The organism is Pantoea sp. MBD-2R (assembly GCF_039134845.1).
Classification (GTDB): Bacteria; Pseudomonadota; Gammaproteobacteria; order Enterobacterales; family Enterobacteriaceae; genus Erwinia.
The window spans coordinates 368,378-387,958 of record NZ_CP152417.1 but is presented as its reverse complement, the minus strand read 5'-3'; the positions used below and the strand labels follow the sequence as shown (position 1 = coordinate 387,958).

General features: G+C 52.5%; 17 protein-coding genes. 8 read left to right on the top strand and 9 right to left on the bottom strand.

Annotation, left to right across the window (positions count from 1 at the left end):
- Nucleotides 1-147 precede the first annotated feature (147 nt).
- Complete coding sequence (locus AAGQ96_RS01585) at nucleotides 148-1,083, top strand: VirK/YbjX family protein (protein WP_147194131.1); 936 nt, start codon at nucleotides 148-150, stop codon at nucleotides 1,081-1,083.
- A gap of 61 nt (nucleotides 1,084-1,144) precedes the next feature.
- Here the strand turns inward: AAGQ96_RS01585 and AAGQ96_RS01580 are convergent, their stop codons facing one another.
- Entirely contained in the window at nucleotides 1,145-1,582 is a 438-nt protein-coding gene (locus tag AAGQ96_RS01580; protein WP_147194127.1) for a DUF3828 domain-containing protein, read from the bottom strand.
- A 121-nt stretch (nucleotides 1,583-1,703) separates the two neighbouring features.
- Entirely contained in the window at nucleotides 1,704-2,405 is a 702-nt protein-coding gene (locus tag AAGQ96_RS01575; protein ID WP_342754671.1) for an alpha/beta hydrolase, read from the bottom strand.
- Nucleotides 2,406-2,647: 242 nt separating this feature from the next.
- Between AAGQ96_RS01575 and AAGQ96_RS01570 the strand changes: the two genes are divergently transcribed.
- The gene (locus AAGQ96_RS01570) at nucleotides 2,648-3,451 is read left to right on the top strand and encodes a siderophore-interacting protein (RefSeq protein ID WP_147194122.1); all 804 of its coding nucleotides are present in this window, start codon (nucleotides 2,648-2,650) and stop codon (nucleotides 3,449-3,451) included.
- A gap of 151 nt (nucleotides 3,452-3,602) precedes the next feature.
- Here the strand turns inward: AAGQ96_RS01570 and AAGQ96_RS01565 are convergent, their stop codons facing one another.
- Complete coding sequence (locus AAGQ96_RS01565) at nucleotides 3,603-4,406, bottom strand: helix-turn-helix transcriptional regulator (RefSeq protein ID WP_147194118.1); 804 nt, start codon at nucleotides 4,404-4,406, stop codon at nucleotides 3,603-3,605.
- Between the two features lie 106 nt (nucleotides 4,407-4,512).
- Here AAGQ96_RS01565 and AAGQ96_RS01560 point away from each other — a divergent pair, with 106 nt between their 5' ends.
- The 3 genes from AAGQ96_RS01560 to AAGQ96_RS01550 all read left to right on the top strand — a co-directional run bounded on the left by AAGQ96_RS01560 (nucleotide 4,513) and on the right by AAGQ96_RS01550 (nucleotide 7,490).
- Nucleotides 4,513-5,271, top strand: coding sequence for a class I SAM-dependent methyltransferase (locus tag AAGQ96_RS01560; protein ID WP_147194116.1), 759 nt, complete (start codon nucleotides 4,513-4,515; stop codon nucleotides 5,269-5,271).
- 211 nt (nucleotides 5,272-5,482) lie between these two features.
- Nucleotides 5,483-6,016: a hypothetical protein gene (locus AAGQ96_RS01555; protein ID WP_147194114.1), complete on the top strand. Its 534-nt coding sequence runs from the start codon at nucleotides 5,483-5,485 to the stop codon at nucleotides 6,014-6,016.
- Between the two features lie 199 nt (nucleotides 6,017-6,215).
- The gene (locus tag AAGQ96_RS01550) at nucleotides 6,216-7,490 is read left to right on the top strand and encodes an MFS transporter (protein WP_147194112.1); all 1,275 of its coding nucleotides are present in this window, start codon (nucleotides 6,216-6,218) and stop codon (nucleotides 7,488-7,490) included.
- Between the two features lie 243 nt (nucleotides 7,491-7,733).
- Here AAGQ96_RS01550 and cspA read toward each other — a convergent pair whose 3' ends face one another.
- Complete coding sequence (gene cspA, locus AAGQ96_RS01545; protein ID WP_147194110.1) at nucleotides 7,734-7,946, bottom strand: RNA chaperone/antiterminator CspA; 213 nt, start codon at nucleotides 7,944-7,946, stop codon at nucleotides 7,734-7,736.
- 387 nt (nucleotides 7,947-8,333) lie between these two features.
- Here cspA and AAGQ96_RS01540 point away from each other — a divergent pair, with 387 nt between their 5' ends.
- Together AAGQ96_RS01540 and AAGQ96_RS01535 are read left to right on the top strand one after the other, a co-directional pair.
- Entirely contained in the window at nucleotides 8,334-9,533 is a 1,200-nt protein-coding gene (locus AAGQ96_RS01540) for an MFS transporter (protein WP_342754670.1), read from the top strand.
- A 614-nt stretch (nucleotides 9,534-10,147) separates the two neighbouring features.
- Complete coding sequence (locus tag AAGQ96_RS01535; RefSeq protein ID WP_342754669.1) at nucleotides 10,148-10,909, top strand: SDR family oxidoreductase; 762 nt, start codon at nucleotides 10,148-10,150, stop codon at nucleotides 10,907-10,909.
- Between the two features lie 42 nt (nucleotides 10,910-10,951).
- Here AAGQ96_RS01535 and AAGQ96_RS01530 read toward each other — a convergent pair whose 3' ends face one another.
- The 3 genes from AAGQ96_RS01530 to AAGQ96_RS01520 all read right to left on the bottom strand — a co-directional run bounded on the left by AAGQ96_RS01530 (nucleotide 10,952) and on the right by AAGQ96_RS01520 (nucleotide 13,205).
- Nucleotides 10,952-11,449 (bottom strand): surface-adhesin E family protein, encoded by a 498-nt coding sequence (locus tag AAGQ96_RS01530; protein ID WP_342754668.1) that lies wholly within the window; start codon nucleotides 11,447-11,449, stop codon nucleotides 10,952-10,954.
- Nucleotides 11,449-12,060 (bottom strand): hypothetical protein, encoded by a 612-nt coding sequence (locus AAGQ96_RS01525; RefSeq protein WP_147194103.1) that lies wholly within the window; start codon nucleotides 12,058-12,060, stop codon nucleotides 11,449-11,451. Before AAGQ96_RS01525 ends, AAGQ96_RS01530 begins: the two co-directional genes overlap by 1 nt.
- Nucleotides 12,061-12,281: 221 nt before the next feature.
- Nucleotides 12,282-13,205 carry an alpha/beta hydrolase gene (locus AAGQ96_RS01520; protein WP_342754667.1) on the bottom strand — a complete coding sequence of 308 codons (924 nt, stop codon included), beginning with the start codon at nucleotides 13,203-13,205 and terminating at the stop codon, nucleotides 12,282-12,284.
- A gap of 500 nt (nucleotides 13,206-13,705) precedes the next feature.
- On the opposite strand from AAGQ96_RS01520, the gene AAGQ96_RS01515 reads away from it, so the two are divergent.
- Nucleotides 13,706-17,518: a glycosyltransferase gene (locus AAGQ96_RS01515; protein WP_342754666.1), complete on the top strand. Its 3,813-nt coding sequence runs from the start codon at nucleotides 13,706-13,708 to the stop codon at nucleotides 17,516-17,518.
- A gap of 36 nt (nucleotides 17,519-17,554) precedes the next feature.
- On the opposite strand, the gene AAGQ96_RS01510 is transcribed toward AAGQ96_RS01515, so the two are convergent.
- Complete coding sequence (locus tag AAGQ96_RS01510; protein ID WP_147194097.1) at nucleotides 17,555-18,772, bottom strand: diguanylate phosphodiesterase; 1,218 nt, start codon at nucleotides 18,770-18,772, stop codon at nucleotides 17,555-17,557.
- A gap of 146 nt (nucleotides 18,773-18,918) precedes the next feature.
- A complete protein-coding gene (gene ssb1 / locus AAGQ96_RS01505; protein ID WP_147194095.1) occupies nucleotides 18,919-19,464 on the bottom strand; it encodes a single-stranded DNA-binding protein SSB1 in 546 nt (181 codons plus the stop codon).
- Between the last annotated feature and the right edge of the window lie 117 nt (nucleotides 19,465-19,581).

Sequence of the window (19,581 nt, the reverse complement as noted above, 5' to 3'; positions counted from 1 at the left end):
ATCTTATGCAGTGAATTTGCTTTAAGTAGCGAAAAGGTTAAACATTTTCTCAACCAGTTTAAAATAGGCGTAACTTGAGAAACGGCATTTATCTGACGTTGAGATTGACAGTGTTTCACTGACATTTTTCAAACGGAAATGCCGAACATGTCTGATACTGCACTCACCCCTCGTCAGGAGACGGGCCTGACTTTATTTCTGTCGCTGGTGACCGGTAAACTCAAGCCAGGCAAACTCTGGTATGAACGCGAGTACCGGATTAAGTATCTGATGCGTTCTCTGCTCTGTCCGGTTCAGACCATGAAGCTGGCAGAGAGCATTACGGCTGAACCTGTCATGCGTGAAATCCTTAGCGTACAGCACACGTTGCCGAGTAAAATTCATCGTCCTTATCTCTATGGCAGCCTTCCCGTCGCTCAACGTGTGAAGGCGATAACCGATCACTATCAGTTCGCCAAAAACCTGCCTTTTCCCCGCTTTCGTCAGGCGCTTCTGACACAGCAGGGGGCGGTCTTACTCAGCTTTAGCGGTAAGCATGGCGAGCCGTTTTCTATTACCCTGGCCTGTACCGGACGCTGTGAACGAGAAGGTGAGGTGAATATTTACTTTAGCTGGGGCGAGACCAAACTGGCGATAGTGACTTTTTCCATTACCGAGCAAAACGGTAATCTGGTGGCGATAATCGGCGGCATCCAGGGCGCTCATCGCGATACGCCGCATGAGCTGATCCGCGACGCGACCAAAGCCTGTTACGGCCTGTTCCCAAAACGTCTGCTGATGGAAACGCTGGCTTTATTCTGCACTGCAACAGGCGTGAAACAGATCCTGGCGGTCAGCGACAGCGGCCATATTTTCCGCAGCCTGCGCTATCGCTATAAAAAGCAACGTCTCTTCCATGCTCATTATAATGAGTTTTGGGAAACGCTGAACGCCACGCCGTTATCCGATAAGCTGTATAACGTGCCGCTTTCGCTTGAGCGTAAACCGCTTGAGGAGATCGCCAGTAAAAAGCGTTCAGAATACAGGAAGCGCTATGAACTGCTGGATTCACTGCAACACCAGTTTGCGCAGCACAGCGTTTAAGACCATCCAGAGGGATTGTTAGCGTATGAGCTTGCCTGACTGAGTGCAGTCAGGCAGCGACTCAACGATCTTCTTTAGCCACGTCGTCAATCTTCCAGCCATTCCCGACCTTATGCATAGTGACTAACAACAGCTGCCGATCGTCAGGATCGTCACCCAGCATCACGTCGCCTGAGGCACTTTCACCATTAATGGTAAAGCGGCCAACGCTAACATGATCTACCCAGCTGTCGCTGTAGTCCTGGTCCTGTAAAAAGTAATCATCATCCATGCCGTCGGGGCTTTTGATCAATACGTTGATTTTTTGCAGCAGCTGCGACGTGACGTACTTGTTGAGCAGTGGATCGTGCTCGTCTATCGGACTTTCTTCCTTACTTAGCGCGTTCAGATACCAGCTGTAAAAGTTTTTGCCGATCGTCTGAGGATCGTTATCCTGTTCCGCCGCGCCAGCGTTCCAGGCCAATAGCGCCATGCCCAGCGCCAGTAACCATTTTTTCATTATGCTATCTCTGCCTGTTGAACTGTGGCCCTGCGGCCTGCCTGCTTCCGTGCAAAGCGTAAAATTACCCGGTTAATTTACCTTTTCATCGTACGGGAAGAACGCACTTTTTAGTAAATGTTTATACTGGGGTGGCACGCAGCCAGCGGAGCATCACTTCTGCCAGCGCCTGTGGTTGCTCCAGCGGTACCATATGTCCAGAATCGGCGATGATTTCCAGCTGCGCATGAGGAATATGTTCATATAACGTGCGCGATTCCTGCAACGTACGCATCCGATCGTCTTCTGCGGCAACCACCAGCGTGGGGCAGGCTATCTGGCTCAGCTGGTCGGTATCGCTGCTGCGCGTCATCAGCAACTGGCGGCACCAGGCCTCTTTCCCCATCCTCAGGCTCATCTGGTGGATCTGAGCTTGCAGCTGCGGATTGTCGGCATGCTTCTGGCTTAGCGACAGCGCAATAGCCTTCTGGCCCAGCCCGTGAAATTCGCCTTTAGAGGCCTGCAACGCTTTTGCGGTCGCCGTTTTGAAAGATTGCGTTTGCGCACTGTCCTGCTGGCTGGAAGTGGCGATCAGGATCAGCCGCTGCACGCGTTCAGGCGCCTGCCGAATCATTTCGCGCGCGACAAAACCGCCCATGGAAAAGCCTGCCAGCGTAAACTGCGGCGGACACTGTGTCAGCACCTGCGCGGCCATCTCCTCCAGCGTGCCCGCCTGCGAAAGATCGCCGTAAATTACCGGCCCCCATTCCGCCAGTTGCTCACTCATCTTAACCCACAGCCCGGCGTCACACATGACGCCCGGCAGTAAAACCAGCCCTGCCATAACCCTCTCCCGTTCGTTTACCCGGGGCGATAATAACATTTACGCAACAATATGGATGAGGAATTTGCGGGGGGGTCGCCTGTCATCATGCTGTGATGCCAGCGGAAAAATGCAGCGCTTCGGGTTCATGTGACCATAAAAAAAATTGCAATCGCATTTTCTGAGCTTGCTCTTAAGATATATCATAGCTATTTTCAGATGAGAATGATTCCAGTTTAGCTATCACCCTGAAGAGAAAATCCATGAGTCAAAAAGCACAAAATTCCGATCCCCGCCTGCCGCGCAGAGTCCGTAACGAGCTGCGTTTCCGTCAGATCTCCGTTGCCAGTAAAACCCGTGTCGCTAACTGCTTCTGGCGCATTGCTTTTACCGGCAGCGATCTGGACGGTTTCAATTCGCCCAGCTTCGACGATCACATCAAACTGTTTTTCCCTGATGAAGCCACCCACGAGCTGCCGCTGCCACAAATGACCGATGAAGGCGTTGTCTGGCCAGGCAATATTCGCCCGACAGCGCGTGACTACACGCCACTGGCGTTCGATGGTAAAGAAAACCTGACCATGGACTTTTATATCCATGAGGGCGGCGTGGCCAGCAGTTGGGCCGATCGGGCGCAGCCAGGCGATCGTTTAGTGATTGGCGGGCCACGCGGCTCACAGATTATCCCGGAGGATTACGCCTTTCAGATCTATTTGTGTGATGAAAGCGGGCTCCCCGCCCTGAAGCGCCGTCTGCCCGCAATTCAGGCAGAAGCGCTGCACGTGCTGGTCTATGCCGATGAAGCCACGGGGCGTGATTATTTAGGCGACACCCGGCAGCTCAATATCCACTGGCTGGGCAATGGCAAAATGGATCTTGCCACCTCAGGCGACATGATTGGCACACTGGATAAGATTTCTCTGCCTGACGAAGACTATTTTATCTGGCTGACCGGCGAAGGCGAAACGGTGAAAATGCTGGGCGACTATTTTATCCAGCGCCGCGGCTGCGATGCCCGTTTTGTTCATGCTAAAGCCTACTGGCATCGTAAGCCTGCTAAAGAGTGATGTCGCAGGGCGACCCGTATGTGCCTTTTAACAGAAGATGATCGCTGGTCGGGGCCGCCGCACCGATAAGGTCAACGCAGAAAATCTGCCGGCTCGACGGATCCGGCTTTTTTAAGATGTTCGCTGCCCCGACGGCAAAGGCCTGTCTTCCTCATGAAGAAGTGACGTCTTCATCCGCGGAGGGGATCAGCATAATCATCTTCAGCGCACGATTGCTGGTGAGCTGCCAGCTGACATGACGATAATGCAGCTTACCTGACTGAGCATGCTGGAAAAACCGCTCGCCGCCTTCACGGCTAATCACCTGCTGTAGTGACCACAGCGCCTGAAACTGCTCGCTCTGCTGGCTCATTTCATTGACGAAAGCATTCAGGTTTTGATCGTTGGGGAAATGCATCGTATCCGCCCGCAGCTCTGCGACAATCCGTCGGCATCGCGCTTCCCAGTCGATAACCAGCGTGCGCGCCAGAGGATGCAGAAACATAAACTTCATCATGTTTGGCTGCGCATCATTGTCCAGCCAGCCCTGAAACAGCGTCTCCGTGCGTGAGTTCCACGCCAGCATATTCCACGTTAAATCCAGCAAATAGCAAGGCTCAGCCAGCTGATTAACCGCTGCCAGCACGGCCGGATCCACCCGTGGAACCGGCGCTTCCTGCGGGTCATTTTGCCGGGCCAGTCGGAAAAGATAATCCCGCTCGACGGGCTTCATTTGCAGCGTAGCCGCGATGTTCGCCAGCGTATGTGCCGATACCACAATTTCTCTGCCCTGCTCTATCCAGGTGTACCAGGTGGTGCTGATCCCACTTAGCAACGCCACTTCTTCGCGACGCAACCCGCGCGTTCTTCTGCGGGCAGCGACCGGCAGACCAAGCTGGTCTGGTGAGGTGTTCTCCCGCTGGCTGCGTAAAAATGCGCCCAGCGCTTTAGGGCCGGAAAGCTGGGTCTGACTCATGGGTAGTGGCTCCTGATACCAGTATAACCACTCATATTGTACCTGTTTAACGGCAGTCGTATAGTCATCTTCAACGCACCGTTATCCTCAACTTCAGGAAAAAACCATGAAAAACAGCCATGAAGATTTGGTCGAAAAACAGTTTGGCGATCGGGCAGGCGCTTACCTGCAAAGCCACGTTCATGCACAGGGCGCTGATTTAGTCCGGCTGAGCGAATGGCTGTACGACAGCAAGGATGCGACGGTGCTGGACATCGGCTGCGGCGCGGGTCATGTAAGTTTTACCGTTGCCGGGCAGGTGGCTGAGGTTACCGCCTACGATCTCTCGGAAAAGATGCTGAAGGTTGTTGGTGAAACGGCGCAGGCCCGTGGGCTGCACAACGTGATGACTCGCCAGGGACCGGCTGAAAACCTGCCCTTTGAGGCAGGTCGTTTTGATGTGGCGATCAGCCGTTATTCCGCGCATCACTGGCATGATGTCGGCCTGGCTTTACGCGAAATCAAACGCGTACTGAAGCCCGGCGGCAAATTTATCCTGATGGATATCGCTGCTCCCGGCCATCCCGTACTGGACATCTGGTTGCAGACCGTGGAAATGCTGCGCGATCCTTCGCACGTGAAAAATTACTCTCAGGGCGAGTGGCTGAGGATGGTGAATGAGAGCGGCATGATGGTAAAAACCCTGGTCGCCGATCGCCTGGATCTCGACTTCACCGCCTGGGTTGAGCGGATGAAAACGCCAGACGCACTGGCCAGGGCAATTCGTCTGCTGCAACAACAGGTATCCGATAAGGTCAGAGCACACTATACGATGCAGGATGACGGCTCGTTTAGCACCGATACCATCATGTTTATGGCGCAATAGCATCAGTCAGCCTGCCACTGCTGGCTCCCTGCATTGCCACGGCCGGCGACAACCCGCAAGACGCTATGGTGGTTAGCGCGTCAGGTTTTGAACAATGGCTGGAAGATGCCCCTGCGCCATTTTGCCGGTGAAATAGCAACTCCCAGTAAGGTAAGCCATAGTTGTTATCTGCGAAGGATTATTCGCTTTTTGGCTTATCAGGAGTAGGAAAATGAAAATCGCCTGTCTTGGATGGGGTTCACTGATTTGGAAAACAGGCGCGCTACCGGTATGCGGTCGCTGGCAGGAAGATGGCCCAAAGGTACCCGTAGAATTTTGTCGGATAAGCGATGGTGGCGAACTGGCTACCGCTCTCTGTCTTAACGCCACGCCGGTCCCCGCGTTGTGGGCATGGCTTGCCGTTGAGGATTTGCCGCTGGCTTGCCAGGCGCTCAAGGAACGGGAAGCCATTCCGGAACAGCGTACCGACGGCGTTGGCTCGTTGATTGTGACGAAAAGGCCGGTTGGCATGCTGGCAGAATGGGCGTCTGCCAGAGGCATCGATGCCGTTATCTGGACCAACCTGCCTGCAAAAGACGCAGCAACAGAAGGACGTATCCCTTCGCTGGAGGAAGCCGTAGCCTATCTTGAGGGCCTGTCGGGTGAAACGCGGGCGCATGCGAGAAATTATATCGAAAGCGTTCCGGCACAGATCAATACTCCCTATCGCCGGGAGATCGCCTCTGCATTGGGCTGGGAAAGTTAGCGTCACCTGCGACAGCACAGATTGTCAGTTGTAGCCTGCTCTCTCTGCTGGTAGGGTTCGGTTCGCGGTTTTTCGAGGAGTGAGAAGCCGGTTAGCGGTCAGAGACGGTTAATTCTCCTCGATAAACGGCTTCGCTGAATAAATGATGCAGTAGTGGCGGCCCTTAAGGCGCGCTTCTGCCCCTGAAGAGACGTTTTTAATGACAGCTACAGTGAGTCAGCTTTCCCGCCACGATATTAAGACCATTATGCTTTCGCTGCTTGGCGGTGCGCTTGAGGTCTTTGATTTTATTATTTTTGTTTTTCTTTCTACCACCATTGCTACAGTCTTTTTCCCCGCCGACACGCCGGAATGGATCCGCCTGCTGGAAAGCATGACCATTTTCTCCGTTGGCTATCTTGCCCGCCCTGTAGGCGGCCTGTTAATCGCCCACTTTTCCGATCGCTATGGCCGCAAGCACATGTTTAATTTCACCGTGCTGTTTATGGCGGTGCCCTGCCTGGCGATGGGACTTTTGCCCGGCTATGCACAAATCGGTTACTGGGCGCCGCTGCTGCTGCTGCTGGCTCGTCTGGTGCAGGGTGCTGCGCTGGGGGGGGAAGTCCCTAACGCCTGGGTTTTTGTCTCGGAACATACGCCAGCCAGCCACCGCGGCCTGGCGCTGGGCATGTTGCAGGCGGGTCTGACGTTCGGCTATATGCTGGCGGCACTGACCATCATGTTAGTGACCCGTACCTTCAGCGCGGATGAATTAACACAATGGGCGTGGCGTATTCCGTTTATTGTCGGTGGGGTATTGGGTTTTATCTCGATTTGGCTGCGTCGTTGGCTGCGGGAAACGCCGGTATTTGTGGCGCTCCAGCAGGAAAAAGCCTTATCGCCACGTTTGCCACTGGCGGAAATTCTGCGCGAGCACCGCAAAGCCGCGATTCCGGCGATGCTGCTTACGGCCATTCTGACGTCGGCGGTGATTATTTCTGTGGTGGTATTGCCGATTGTGCTGCAAAAAACCTGGCATATGGACGCAGCAACCACCTTTGAAATCAGCTGTGCCGGTATTTTTGCGCTGAACGTGGGTTGCCTGATTGCCGGAAGACTTGCCGATCGCTTCGGTGCCTGGCGAACCGTGGCGCTCTATTCCTTACTGCTGGCTGCTGGCGTTACCCTGATGAATGCAGCGATGGGCAGCAGCACGCACATTATCCTGTTCTGCTACTGCCTGCTGGGCCTGTGCAGCGGCGTGATTGCCGCCGTCCCAGCGGTGATGGTGCAGCTGTTCCCCGCACAGGTGAAAGTGACCGGCATCTCGCTAATTTATAATCTTTCTTATTCGCTCTGTTCAAGCGTGCTACCGCTGCTGCTGCTGTCGCTTTACCAGTATGCGCACTGGACGTTGACCAGTTTTGCCTGGCTGGTGGCGCTGGTCGGCGTGATGACCTTTACGCTGTATCGCAAGATCGCGCTGTTCAACTAACGCGGAAAAACGGGAGGGCGGCGCACTGCTTCCAGGCTGTGGCGTCCGCCCGTTTCGACGCAGTTATTCATTAGTACTTTGAATATTTCTGACGGGCAGACAACCGCACCTGCTTTAAAAGAGGCTGAAAAGCGCCCATAAAAAAACCCGCACAAGGCGGGTTTCTTACTACTATCACTTTTCACTTAACTGCTCAGACTGTTGTCTTCATCGCTATCGTAAGCTCGGTGATACTAGCGGATCTTACAGCGCAACAACGTTAGCAGCTGATGGACCTTTAGCACCATTTTCGATGGTGAATTCAACGCGCTGACCTTCGTCGAGGGTTTTGTAGTCATTACCCTGGATTGCAGAGAAGTGTACGAATACATCTTTGCTGCCGTCCTGTGGAGAAATGAAACCGAAACCTTTACCCGCGTCAAACCATTTTACTAAACCAGTCATTTTACCAGACATAGATATTTCCTTAATTTTTTGAGCCACATAGTGCGGCGGAGATGGCCTGTATTTCAGAGAGTTACTTATTTGGCACTTAGGAGGAGGCTCAGAAGGAAGATATCTTTGGATAACGCTTGCGCTGAGGACTGCTTTACTAAAACTGCTTTCATAAGGTCTGTGTTCCAAACCGATGACGCTATTAAGACATGCCTGGATTTATTAAGCAACGTTTATTTTTATTAATATTTTAACGGACGGCATCGTACAAAAAACCGCCCGGCTTTACCTCCGTAATCGGCTTGTGTAACATAGCCCACAGACATCAGGGCACGCCCTCTTGCGTAAGCGTTAACGTTAACCAACGCACTATCAGCAGATTTTCTCTGCTCTTGTGCGAACGGTTTAATGATCAAATCTACCCCCACGCCCTGTTCCGCCTTTCTTTCCAGTTCTGGCTTTTTCCTGTTTGTTTTGCTAATCACCGCCGCCAATCTGCGCGCGCCGATAACGGCCACCGGCCCGATCCTTGAAGATATCCGGCTGACATTCAGCTTGTCGGCAACCGAGGCTGGCCTGCTGAATTTTATCCCTTTAATGATGTTTGCTCTGCTGGCACCGGTCGCTGCCTCGCTGGGTAACAAAGTGGGGCTTGAAAGAACACTTTGGGCAGCGGTTTGGCTGATCGGGCTGGGATCGTTGCTGCGGCTCCTGGGCAGCGCGACGGATCTGTGGCTGGGTACCACGATCCTCAGCGCAGGCATAGCCGCGGCAAATGTCTTGCTTCCCCCGCTGATTAAGCGGGATTTTAAAGAGCATACGGCAAAGTACATTGGGCTTTATGCCTCAACCATGGCCATTACCGCCAGCCTTGCCAGCGGTATCGCGGCTCCGCTGGCAAGACGGACTGAGATGGGATGGTTTTTGTCGGCAGGTATCTGGTTGCTGCCCGTCATCATCGCACTGGTTGCCTGGCTGCCGCTGTTGAAAAGCGGCTCCACGTTATCTTCAACAACGATCGCCGCATCCGTACCCCTGAAATCGCCGTGGCGTTCCACGCTGGGCTGGCAGGTTTCGTTGTTTATGGCATTTCAGTCGATGGTGTTTTATACCCTGATCGCCTGGTTCACACCGTTTGCTGAGTCGAACGGGTTTAGCCAGGTCTCGGCAGGCTGGCTGCTGTTTGTCTATCAGATTGTCGCGGTAGCCGCCAACCTCGCCTGCATGGTCGCGCTGAAGAAGCTGCCCGATCAGCGCCTGATTGGCTTTCTGGCTTCGCTTGCCATTCTGAGTGGGCTGGCTGGACTGCTGCTGTTGCCTCATCTTGCCGCGCTGTGGTTGATCATTGCTGGTCTGGGCGCAGGCGCTTCAATGGTAACCTGTCTGTCGCTGTTCAGCCTGCGGGCGGCCGACCATCGTCAGGCTTCGCATTTATCCGGGATGGCGCAATGCGTTGGCTATGGCTTAGCCGCACTGGGGCCGCTGGGGTTTGGCTTCGTGCATGAGCAGTCAGCTGGCTGGGCATTACCCTTGCAAATGCTGATTGTCGTGAGCCTGCTACAGCTGATGATTGCGCCACTGGCGGGCAGAAAAAAAGTGATTGGCTAACAGAACAAGGAAAGCCGTCCCGAAGGACGGCTACCGGGCTACTTGCCTGCTGTGTTGATTGTCACCGTGATGGAATTGCCAGATATATGCCAGCCTCCATTCCCGGTGGACAGCCACACACCAGATACAACGAGCACAATACAAATGTACCGTTTCATTGCGCGGTCCTTGTTCAGACCGCTTCACCATGCCACCACCGGAGATACCAAGATGAATGCAAGCACTTGGGTGTGCTTACGTTTACGGCCGTTGGAATTCCTTTTCCAGGTCCGGTGCCCGCTTGCTTAAGGCGGCGAAAAGGCCCGTTGGGATTGTACACTAAACCAGCAAAATACACTTGACACTTTCCAGAGTGCACTCCAATATACAAACACTTGGGTGTGCTTGCGTTACGTTGGTAACACAGCCCTGCCGGAAAGGCCGCTTAACCTTCCCGGCGCGAAAAAACCGTCATCACTGACGGTTTTTTTGTTTTTGTCATCATCATTTCCCACACAAAACCTTTGTCCTACCGTCTTAAATCGCGTTGCCCTAGCAGAAGCCCCTTCGTTACCACACCGTTTTGCCAACATGCGATAAACTTCTTCCAGGCCTCAATCCGGAGAGAAAACATCATGACGGAACAACGCTACACCCGCTATGCCAGTCTGCGGCATAAGATCGTGGTGATTACCGGCGGCGCAAGCGGGATTGGTGCCGATCTGGTTGCGGCTTTTAGCGAACAGCAAAGCCACGTTCATTTTCTGGATATCGCTCGCGAAACCGGTGAGGCGCTGGCGCAGCAGCACGGCGCAAACTTTCACTGCTGTGATTTACGCGATGCCGAGGCGCTCCGCCTGACGATTAAAGAGATCGCGGCTAAAGAAGGCCGTCTGGATGTGTTAATTAACAATGCGGCTAACGACGATCGCCACGATTTTTTCTCGGTTGAACCGGCCTACTGGCGCGATCGGCTGGCGGTCAATCTCGATCATCAGTTTTTTGCCAGCCAGACGGCGGCGGCCCTGATGCGTGAGCACGGTTCTGGCTGCATCCTTCTCACCAGTTCCACCTCTTTTATGAAAGGCCGCCCCGGTATGGTGGGTTACACAACGGCCAAAGCCGCGATTGTAGGTTTGAACCAGACGATGGCCCGCGAGCTGGGCCCGCTGGGTATTCGGGTAAACTGTATTGTGCCGGGCGCGATTTCGACACCGCGACAGCAAGCGCTCTGGCGTACGCCCGAAGCGAAGGCAGACATACGCGCCATGCAGTCATTGGATATTGAATTACTGGGCCGTGACGTTGCCGCAATGGCGCTGTTCGTTGCTTCAAACGATGCGCGAGGCTGTACCGGCGCACAGTTTGTCGTTGATGCAGGGATCAGGCTGAACTGACGTAACGGCGGGAAAGCGCTGCGCCGCCCCGCCCTGATTAACTTAATCAAAAGAAGGCGTTCGCGTCTCTTTTAATGAGATATCCCTGATTTTCTCAGGATCGATTTTGCAAGCCGCACGGCGAGTCAGGCCGCTAAGGGAATTATCAGGTATTGCATGCCACTGACCGATAGTATCGCGTCGGGCAATGACTTTTCCTTCAGCAAAAGGTTGCGAGAAAAGCACGACATCAAAAATAGCACTCTCCAGTCTGTCGCAATTTAACGCCACAATCCGCCGGGAACTGTTAATAGCCAGCTTTTTCTTCTGTGAAATTACGCCTGGCTGCTTGTAATTGGTGATCATATACAGCTGACGGAGATGAGGATTATGGTTATAGAGAGCCAGGCTGTTAAAAGAGAAATACGCGGTAGCGTCCTTGTCATCAAATATCTGAACCATCCCGGCAGGCTTTACCACTTTAGCGGCAGGATCAGGCTGAATATGCCGTGCGCAGCCAGTTAAAACGATAAGCGCGGCAACAATTAATAAAGGCCTCATCAGTTATTCCCCGCCGCAATATCCGGGCGCTCTTGCAGCAAAAGTGGCCGTTCAACGCTGCCCTGAATGGAACAGCTGAGCCAGGATTTCCCCTCTTTTTCATTTAACATAACCAGTTTTTCCACGCTGCCTTTCGCCGGGGCAATCCCATCCGTTGCAGAGGGATTTGGCTGCCAGGCACGATGAATATCAAGCTTAATCTGCGGATTCGCCGTCCAGAGCGCATCGCCTTTTAACCACTGAATATGCGGAAAGGCAGCCATAACTTTTTCTGGTGCTTCATCAATGACAAACCCCCAGTAATAATATTTACCCAGCTCGCCAAGATCCTCTGACTGCTCGTAATAGCCAGACAGATGTAGCTTGCCGTCGGGTACGGAATGCGTAAAAGTCCTCACCCGCGCTTCTTTATCTGTTACCGGCACCCAGGCAATGCGTTTGCCGTCACTTTCTACCTGAACGACCTTTTTCAAAACGGCACGGTGCTGATAAAGAGTATGAAAAAATGCGGGATTACATTGCAGCAGACTATCGGTAACGGTGGCAGCATTCGCTATCCCGACCGAGGCGCCCAATGCTGCGGTGATTAATAAAGCTTGTATCCTGGACATGACATTTCCTTTTTCCTTTGTCGTTTACCACTGAACTGGCTGAATAAGATGGGGAACAGCCATTGAAAACAGCGGCGCTTTAAAGGCTTTGTATCGGCAGAGGAAGGAGGGGCTTTAGATTTTTTACTGACTAAATACCGATACCAGGAAAAAGAATAAAGCGCTCAGATAGTGGGCGGAGTCCTTTCCTCCGGGCCGCCCGCACCCGATCTGAAGTTACTTTAAAGGGAGGTTAAAAACGGCAGCAGCGCCGCCAGCGTTTTTTCCGGCACCTCTTCCTGCGGTGAATGCCCGCAGGGCAAGGCTTCACCACTCACGTTAAGCGCTTTTTCCTTCCACGTTGCAATAACGTCATACAGTTGCCCTACGGTGCCTTTTTCGCCCCACAGCAGCAGCAACGGGCAACCGATCCGTTTCGTGCTGTCTTCAGCATCATCCTGTAAATCAACCGTCGCGGCAGCGCGATAATCTTCACAAGCGGCATGGATCATTGCAGGATCCTGATAGCACCGCAGATAGTCCGCAAAAATTTCCGGTTCCGTCGCGTCAGGCGTTTTGAGCTGGCCTTCAATATGTTTTTGCAGGAAAAAAGCCGGATCGTTACCGATCATCCTTTCCGGTAATGGCGCAGGTTGGATCAGGAAAAACCACCAGAAATAGCGGGTGGCGAATGCTTTATCTGTCAACGCATACATAGTAGCGGTAGGCGCAATATCAATAAAAACCGCGCGGCTGACGCGCTGCGGATAGTCGAGCGCCAGCCGATGCCCGACTCTTCCACCACGATCGTGTCCGACAAAAGCAAACCGGTTATAACCCAGCGCATCCATCAGCAATACCACATCTTCCGCCATCATTTTTTTAGAATAGTTTCGATGATCCTTGCCGCCTGGCGGTTTGCCACTGTCGCCGTAGCCCCGCAGATCCGGCATGATCACCGTAAAGTGCTTACTCAGAGCAGGGGCGATTTTTCGCCAGCTAAGATGATTTTGTGGATGACCGTGCAGCAACACCAGGGGTTCGCCCTGCCCGGTAATAGCAACCCGGAGCATCATGCCATTTGGCAGAGAAACATTCTTCAGTACACAATCGGGGATAAAAGGAGAATGACCGACGTCTGTCGAATCAGCCTTGTTTACATTCATATCCTGTTCCTTTTTTGCAATAATTTAGCCAGAAGTTTTACTGGAAAAATAAAAATCCGTACCAGCCATTAATCAAGTCAGATAAGCATAATCAAATATTTTAATTATAACATTCAGCTTGTTATCTCATAATACGGAAATAAATAATGCGATTATTTGTTTTTAGCATATTTCAAAACAAACATTTATAGCTTCAAATACCTTGTTATACTTTATAGTCAATCTATACTGCGTATACAGACATTTTCATAATTTTAATTATTACAGCTCGTTTAGTTAACCATTGTTATTCATAGTTTTATTACTCATTCGGTCCTCCCCTTTCATACCACAGTAATTAATTTCTGTGACGTACAAGTTCAGCAACGACCATTTTTGTTATGCACACAGGTTTCGCACTGCGCCTTATCTGTCTGCGTATATTTTCTTTAGCGTTTGATTATGCTGTAGATCTTCTATTGGCAGGAAGAATTTCCTCTTCATATCACGCAGGGATTTTAATGACACCATTTCGCAGCTTTTGGCAGGCTGGCTATGAAGGCGCCGATCATATCAATCCTCAGGGAATTCGCCTGTCGATGAATGATATTAACGATCACTTAAGCCAGGTCCGCAAAGATTATGCTTTGCTAAAACGTTTTAATATTCATACGGTACGTGAAAGCGTCGGCTGGCGGCTGGCCGAAACAGCCGGGGGTTATGATTTTTCTTCCGTCGCGCTGCGCATGCAGGCGGCGAAAGAGTGTGATATTCAAATTACCTGGACAATATGTCATTACGGCTGGCCCGAGTTTATTTCACTATTTTCAGAGGATTTTATCCCTGCCTTCGCGAGCTTTTGTGGTGCGCTGGCACGCTTTCTGACACCGCTGTATGACGAAGCCCCTGTTTATTCACCTGTGAATGAGATCTCTTTTCTCAGTTGGGGCATCTCGGTAGGCCTTTTCGCTTGTGCTGGCGGCCCGGAAAACGAGCGTGCTGTTGCTGCCAAGCGTCTGTTGGTAAAGGCGACGCTGGCAGGCTGCGATGCGATACGACTTGCGGATCCACGGGCGCGCTTTCTGCACTGCGATCCCCTTATCCACGTCGTGGCCGATGAAGAGAACGATGCCTGCCATGAAGCAGCCCGGGGAATAATTGAATCACAGTATCAAGCCTGGGACATGCTTGCCGGCAAGTGCGAGCCAGAGCTTGGCGGCGCGCCGCACTACCTTGATCTACTCGGCGTTAATTATTACCACGATAACCAGTGGGAAGCCTTTTCCAACCGGCGCCTTTACTGGCACTTAGGGGATGCACGGCGCAAGCCCCTGCATGCCATGCTAATGACGCTGTATGAGCGCTATCAGCGTCCGCTCCTGCTGGCAGAAACCAGCCACGTAGGCAGTGGACGCGGTGCCTGGATTGCCCAGATTACCGCGGAAATAGCCCAGGCTCAGCTTGCAGGCATTGAGGTAACGGGGATTTGTCTCTATCCCGTTATCGATCGGCCACTGTGGGAAGAAACAACCTTCTGGACGCACAGCGGCCTTTGGGACCTTGATCGTCACGGTCTTTATCCTTACGCACGTCAATTACAACAGCCTTATGACCATGCACTGCTCCTGGCGCAACGCAAACTGCGCCACTTTCAATCCGTTATGCCCTCGGGCACGGAGGCTAAAATGACCCCTACCAGATTACCCGTTCTTATTGTTTTCAGCCATTTACGCTGGGCTTTTGTTTTTCAGCGGCCACAGCATCTGATGACGCTTCTCGCACAGTATTATCAAATTTTCTTTGTTGAAGAGCCCCTTTATCAGGCCGGTTCCCCAGGGATGCACAAGCATTCTCCTGCCCCCAATATTACCGTCATCCAGCCTTACACCGATATTGAGGCGCCAGGTTTCCATGACAGCCAGATTGCCCCACTCCAGCTGTTATTATCGACGCTGATTGATGAGCACCAACGGCCGCTAATCTGGTTTTATACGCCGATGGCATTGCCTCTGCTGACAGGGTTTAACCCCCTTGTCGTCATTTATGACTGTATGGATGAGTTATCGGCCTTTGACCAGGCACCGCGCCAGCTTCAGCAACGTGAATCAGCACTGATGAGCCGCGCAGACATTGTCTTTACCGGCGGCACCAGCCTCTATGAGGCGAAAAAAAGTCGTCATCCTCACGTTTACTGTTTTCCCAGCAGCGTTGATGCAGTGCATTTTGAGCAGGCATTGGATCGTACAAATGGACATCCGTTGCAGGAGTCTGTTCCGCTGCCACGGCTTGGCTATTACGGCGTTATTGATGAGCGCATGGATCTGCCACTGATTGCCGCGCTTGCCGACAGCCATCCCCAATGGCAAATCGTGATGGTTGGCCCGGTAGTTAAGATTGACCCTGCTTCACTGCCGCAGCGCAGCAATATCCACTGGTTTGGGCAGCAGCCCTACCAGGCCCTGCCGCAATTTTTAGCTGGCTGGGACGTCTGCCTGATGCCCTTCGCCCTCAACGCTTCTACCCGCTATATCAGTCCCACTAAGGTACTGGAATTTATGGCGGCACATTTGCCCGTTGTCAGTACGCCTGTCGCCGATGTGGTCAGACATTATGCACATTTGGTCAGCATTGCTGGCGATCCAGCAGCCTTTGCAGAAGCCTGTGAGGCAGCGCTGAACATGCCAACAGCAGCCAAAGAGGAACTGATCGAACAGATGAAGGCCAGAGTGGCAGCCACCTCGTGGGAACATACGGCAGACCAGATGCATAACCTCATGGCTCAGGCGGCGGTAAGAAATTCTGACGTGATTGCCGTTGCACCAGCGCCGATCGCGCCCGTGACGGACTGGTCTGTGACGCAAACAGAAAATGCCGAACGGGTAGAATGTTTAATCGTTGGTGCCGGACCGACCGGCTTAAGCGCGGGCTATCACTATGGCGAAGGCGCAGTGGTGCTGGAAAAAAATGCCACGCCGGGCGGCTGGTGTCGCTCAGTGGAGAACCAGGGATTCACCTTCGACTACGCTGGCCACATTATGTTTTCTCAGGACCCGTATGTGTTGGCGCTGTATCAAAAACTGCTGGGAGAAAACCTGCACTGGCAGGAACGCGAAGCCTGGATATATAACGAAGGCATTTATACTCGCTATCCTTTTCAGTCTGCGCTGTACGGGCTGCCAGCAGAGGTGATTAAAGAGTGTATTCTTGGCGCGATAGAAGCCCGCTATGGCGAAACCGAAGCGCAAACCGTCCCGCTCAATCATGCTTTGACGAAAGATCTTCGCCGTACCAGCCATCGTGACTGCTGTGCGGATGGATCGGTGCCCGATGACGCCTGTCACGTTACTGAAATGCAGAAAGAAACATCGGAAAGTTTTGAACATTTTATTCTGCGTACATGGGGCAAAGGAATCGCCCGTCACTTTGCACTTCCTTATAACAATAAACTCTGGAAACTCCCGCTCTCTGAAATGGAAACCTCCTGGCTGGGTGGGCGCGTGCCGCTACCGGATCTGGAACAAATTATTGCGGGTGCGCTTGAACCACTGGCGAAACCCATTGGGCCAAATGCACAGTTCGGTTATCCCTTACGCGGGGGATTTCAGGCTTTAATGTCCGGTTTTTTACCTCATCTGCAATGTCGGCTGGAAACAAATGCCCAGGTCGCGAAAATTGTGCCGCAAAAGCATCTCGCTATCCTTGCTGATGGCCGCCACTATCGCTATGAACAGCTAATTAATACGATGCCACTGCCCGAGTTAATTAAGCTGATGGGAGACGACGTACCGCGCAATGTGCAGGCCGCAGCAAAAGGTTTACGCCATGTGTCGGTATGCTGCGTGAATCTCGGTATCGGCCGTGCCAATATTAGTGATAAGCACTGGATTTATTATCCTGGCGATACGCTCTTCCACCGTATCTTTCTGCAAGGCAATGCCAGCCCGTTTAACAATCCCAAAAACGGCTTTGGCCTGACATGTGAAATAACCTACTCCGCTGACTATCCACTTCTGCTGGAGGGAGAGGCGTTAATCGCTCGCTGCGTGCAGGAGTGTATTGAGGTTGGCATCATTCGGGCAGACGACAGTATTCTCACGGCCAGTCAGGTTGATATGCCTTATGCCTATGTGGTTTACGATCATCAGCGTCAAACCAACGTTGCGCTTATTCGTCAGTGGCTGCTGACGCAGGATATTCATCTGTCGGGACGCTACAGCGAGTGGGAATATTATAATTCCGATCATGCTTTTCTTGCCGGTAAGCGTGCCGCTGAAAATGTCAGGAAGCCGCTTTTTCTCCAGAACACGCCTGAAAAAAACGTCGCCCCTTCATAAGCGCGGGCGGGTGAATAACCCGCCTCAATTTTCATCTCAAAACAGGTCGTTTTTCTCGGGCCAGGCAACAGCAGGAATGCCGCCCAGCTTCGGTCTGGCAAACAGGAAGCCCTGAAAGTTGCAGATCCCCGCCGCTTCAAGCCACATCCACTCTTCAGGCTTCTCGACGCCCTCGGCAATTACCGAGATTTCCAGCGAGGAGCAGCATTTGATAATCGCCTGCACGATAGCCTGTTTGGGCCCGCTTTTATGCACATCACTGAGGATGTTACGGTCTATTTTGATCTTGTCTGGCTGGAATCGCGCCAGCAGTAATAAGCCGGCAGAGCCTGCGCCAAAATCATCGATGGCGATACTGATGCCCGCAGCCCGCAGCTTCCCGATAGCTTTCTCAAATTCATCAATACGCGATATCACCTCGTCTTCGGTGACTTCAACCACGATTTGTTCAGGCACCAGGCCATTCGCATGAATTTCTTGTAGGAGCATTTCTACCGCGTTCGGCACTATCACCAGCGACATCGGCAGCAGATTCACGGCAAGCGTAAGTCCCTCGATGCCCAGCTTTTTTGCCATGGCAAAAGCAATTTTCTTCGAATTGAGATCGGCGGCATAGACTTCATCTCGCGACAGCTGGGAAAAATACTCCAGCGGCAGGCCACCGCCCGGACTACGCAGCAGCGCCTCAAGGGAGACGATCTCGCGCGCAAAGGGATCGACAATCGGTTGAAAAGCAAAGCTGATTTCAGAATCAGACAGCTCACACTCTTCTGTCGTCATCGCGTTTTCTTCGGTGACGAATTCCCAGTAATCGGCTGGCGGGATCTCAAAGTAGTTTTCTTTTTCTGTTGCGACCACGAAACTGCGCAGAAACTGGAGCGGTCGATCGTCATAAGTTAGCTGATACTTTGACGTTCCTTTGTCGAGCACTGCCTGAAGAACCGAGGATTTGTCATGTTCTCGCAGATCGAATAGCTCCATGCCAATGTTACCGAAGCGGCGAGATGGCGCATAATCGCGCATCAGCTCAACAATATTATGGTGACGATCGTCAGTACAGATGCGGTCATAAATTTTACGCACGGCTTCTTCCGGTCCTTCCAGTACCTGAAAGAAATGGGTGCCGTTGAACAGCAAAATTCCTGTCACATCAAATGATGCATTGATCTTGTTGGCTTTTAGAGCCAGGCCTTCCAGCGTTTTTATCGGAACGTCATCTGCAAGATGACTACGATAGATAATCGTCGACAACATAGCGTATTCCAGGTTTCTGCTCTTGTGTAACACACATTACCAGAAGTGCAGAGAGAGTTGTCCAGTGCCGGAGCTGCATCCAAAAAAAAAGCCCCGAAAAATTCGGGGCCAGGAGATGCTACCTTTCCTGAGCAATTCAGGCAGGATTAGAACGGGATATCGTCGTCAAAATCCATTGGTGGTTCATTGTTTGCTGGCGCGCTGCTCTGCTGCGGCTGCTGCGGACGAGACTGCTGCTGTCCACCGCTGAACTGGTTGCCGCCCTGCGGCTGCTGTGGCTGGCCCCAACCGTTGTTGTTACCCTGGCCACCCTGACCGCCACCTGCTGGCGCACCGCCGCCCTGACGTCCGCCCAGCATCTGCATGGTACCGCCAACGTTAACAACGACTTCGGTGGTGTACTTCTCTACGCCTGCCTGGTCAGTCCATTTACGCGTTTGCAGCGCACCTTCGATATAAACCTGGGAACCTTTACGCAGGTATTCACCTGCCACTTCCGCCAGCTTGCCGAACAGCACAACGCGGTGCCATTCCGTTTTCTCTTTAGTTTCGCCGGTCTGCTTGTCACGCCAGCTTTCAGACGTGGCCAGAGTAATGTTGGCAACGGCGCCGCCATTCGGCATGTAGCGGACTTCCGGATCCTGACCCAGATTTCCCACCAGGATAACTTTGTTTACGCCTCTGCTGGCCATGTTCGTCTCTCCGATAAATGTTCTTAGCTTAAGGATGAAATTCTAACACGCCCTCCCCACAGATTATACCTTCGGATCCGGGTTTCAGAGGCGGATCGCAAAGCCTTTTCCTGGTAT

What these genes read in the sequence shown, in the direction of transcription:
- ssb1 (WP_147194095.1), bottom strand. Translation starts at nt 19,464, where the DNA reads ATGGCCAGCAGAGGCGTAAACAAAGTTATCCTGGTGGGAAATCTGGGT.
- AAGQ96_RS01580 (WP_147194127.1), bottom strand. Translation starts at nt 1,582, where the DNA reads ATGAAAAAATGGTTACTGGCGCTGGGCATGGCGCTATTGGCCTGGAAC.
- AAGQ96_RS01530 (WP_342754668.1), bottom strand. Translation starts at nt 11,449, where the DNA reads ATGAGGCCTTTATTAATTGTTGCCGCGCTTATCGTTTTAACTGGCTGC.
- AAGQ96_RS01510 (WP_147194097.1), bottom strand. Translation starts at nt 18,772, where the DNA reads ATGTTGTCGACGATTATCTATCGTAGTCATCTTGCAGATGACGTTCCG.
- AAGQ96_RS01565 (WP_147194118.1), bottom strand. Translation starts at nt 4,406, where the DNA reads ATGAGTCAGACCCAGCTTTCCGGCCCTAAAGCGCTGGGCGCATTTTTA.
- AAGQ96_RS01535 (WP_342754669.1), top strand. Translation starts at nt 10,148, where the DNA reads ATGACGGAACAACGCTACACCCGCTATGCCAGTCTGCGGCATAAGATC.
- AAGQ96_RS01515 (WP_342754666.1), top strand. Translation starts at nt 13,706, where the DNA reads ATGACACCATTTCGCAGCTTTTGGCAGGCTGGCTATGAAGGCGCCGAT.
- cspA (WP_147194110.1), bottom strand. Translation starts at nt 7,946, where the DNA reads ATGTCTGGTAAAATGACTGGTTTAGTAAAATGGTTTGACGCGGGTAAA.
- AAGQ96_RS01525 (WP_147194103.1), bottom strand. Translation starts at nt 12,060, where the DNA reads ATGTCCAGGATACAAGCTTTATTAATCACCGCAGCATTGGGCGCCTCG.
- AAGQ96_RS01550 (WP_147194112.1), top strand. Translation starts at nt 6,216, where the DNA reads ATGACAGCTACAGTGAGTCAGCTTTCCCGCCACGATATTAAGACCATT.
- AAGQ96_RS01570 (WP_147194122.1), top strand. Translation starts at nt 2,648, where the DNA reads ATGAGTCAAAAAGCACAAAATTCCGATCCCCGCCTGCCGCGCAGAGTC.
- AAGQ96_RS01575 (WP_342754671.1), bottom strand. Translation starts at nt 2,405, where the DNA reads ATGGCAGGGCTGGTTTTACTGCCGGGCGTCATGTGTGACGCCGGGCTG.
- AAGQ96_RS01585 (WP_147194131.1), top strand. Translation starts at nt 148, where the DNA reads ATGTCTGATACTGCACTCACCCCTCGTCAGGAGACGGGCCTGACTTTA.
- AAGQ96_RS01560 (WP_147194116.1), top strand. Translation starts at nt 4,513, where the DNA reads ATGAAAAACAGCCATGAAGATTTGGTCGAAAAACAGTTTGGCGATCGG.
- AAGQ96_RS01520 (WP_342754667.1), bottom strand. Translation starts at nt 13,205, where the DNA reads ATGAATGTAAACAAGGCTGATTCGACAGACGTCGGTCATTCTCCTTTT.
- AAGQ96_RS01540 (WP_342754670.1), top strand. Translation starts at nt 8,334, where the DNA reads ATGATCAAATCTACCCCCACGCCCTGTTCCGCCTTTCTTTCCAGTTCT.
- AAGQ96_RS01555 (WP_147194114.1), top strand. Translation starts at nt 5,483, where the DNA reads ATGAAAATCGCCTGTCTTGGATGGGGTTCACTGATTTGGAAAACAGGC.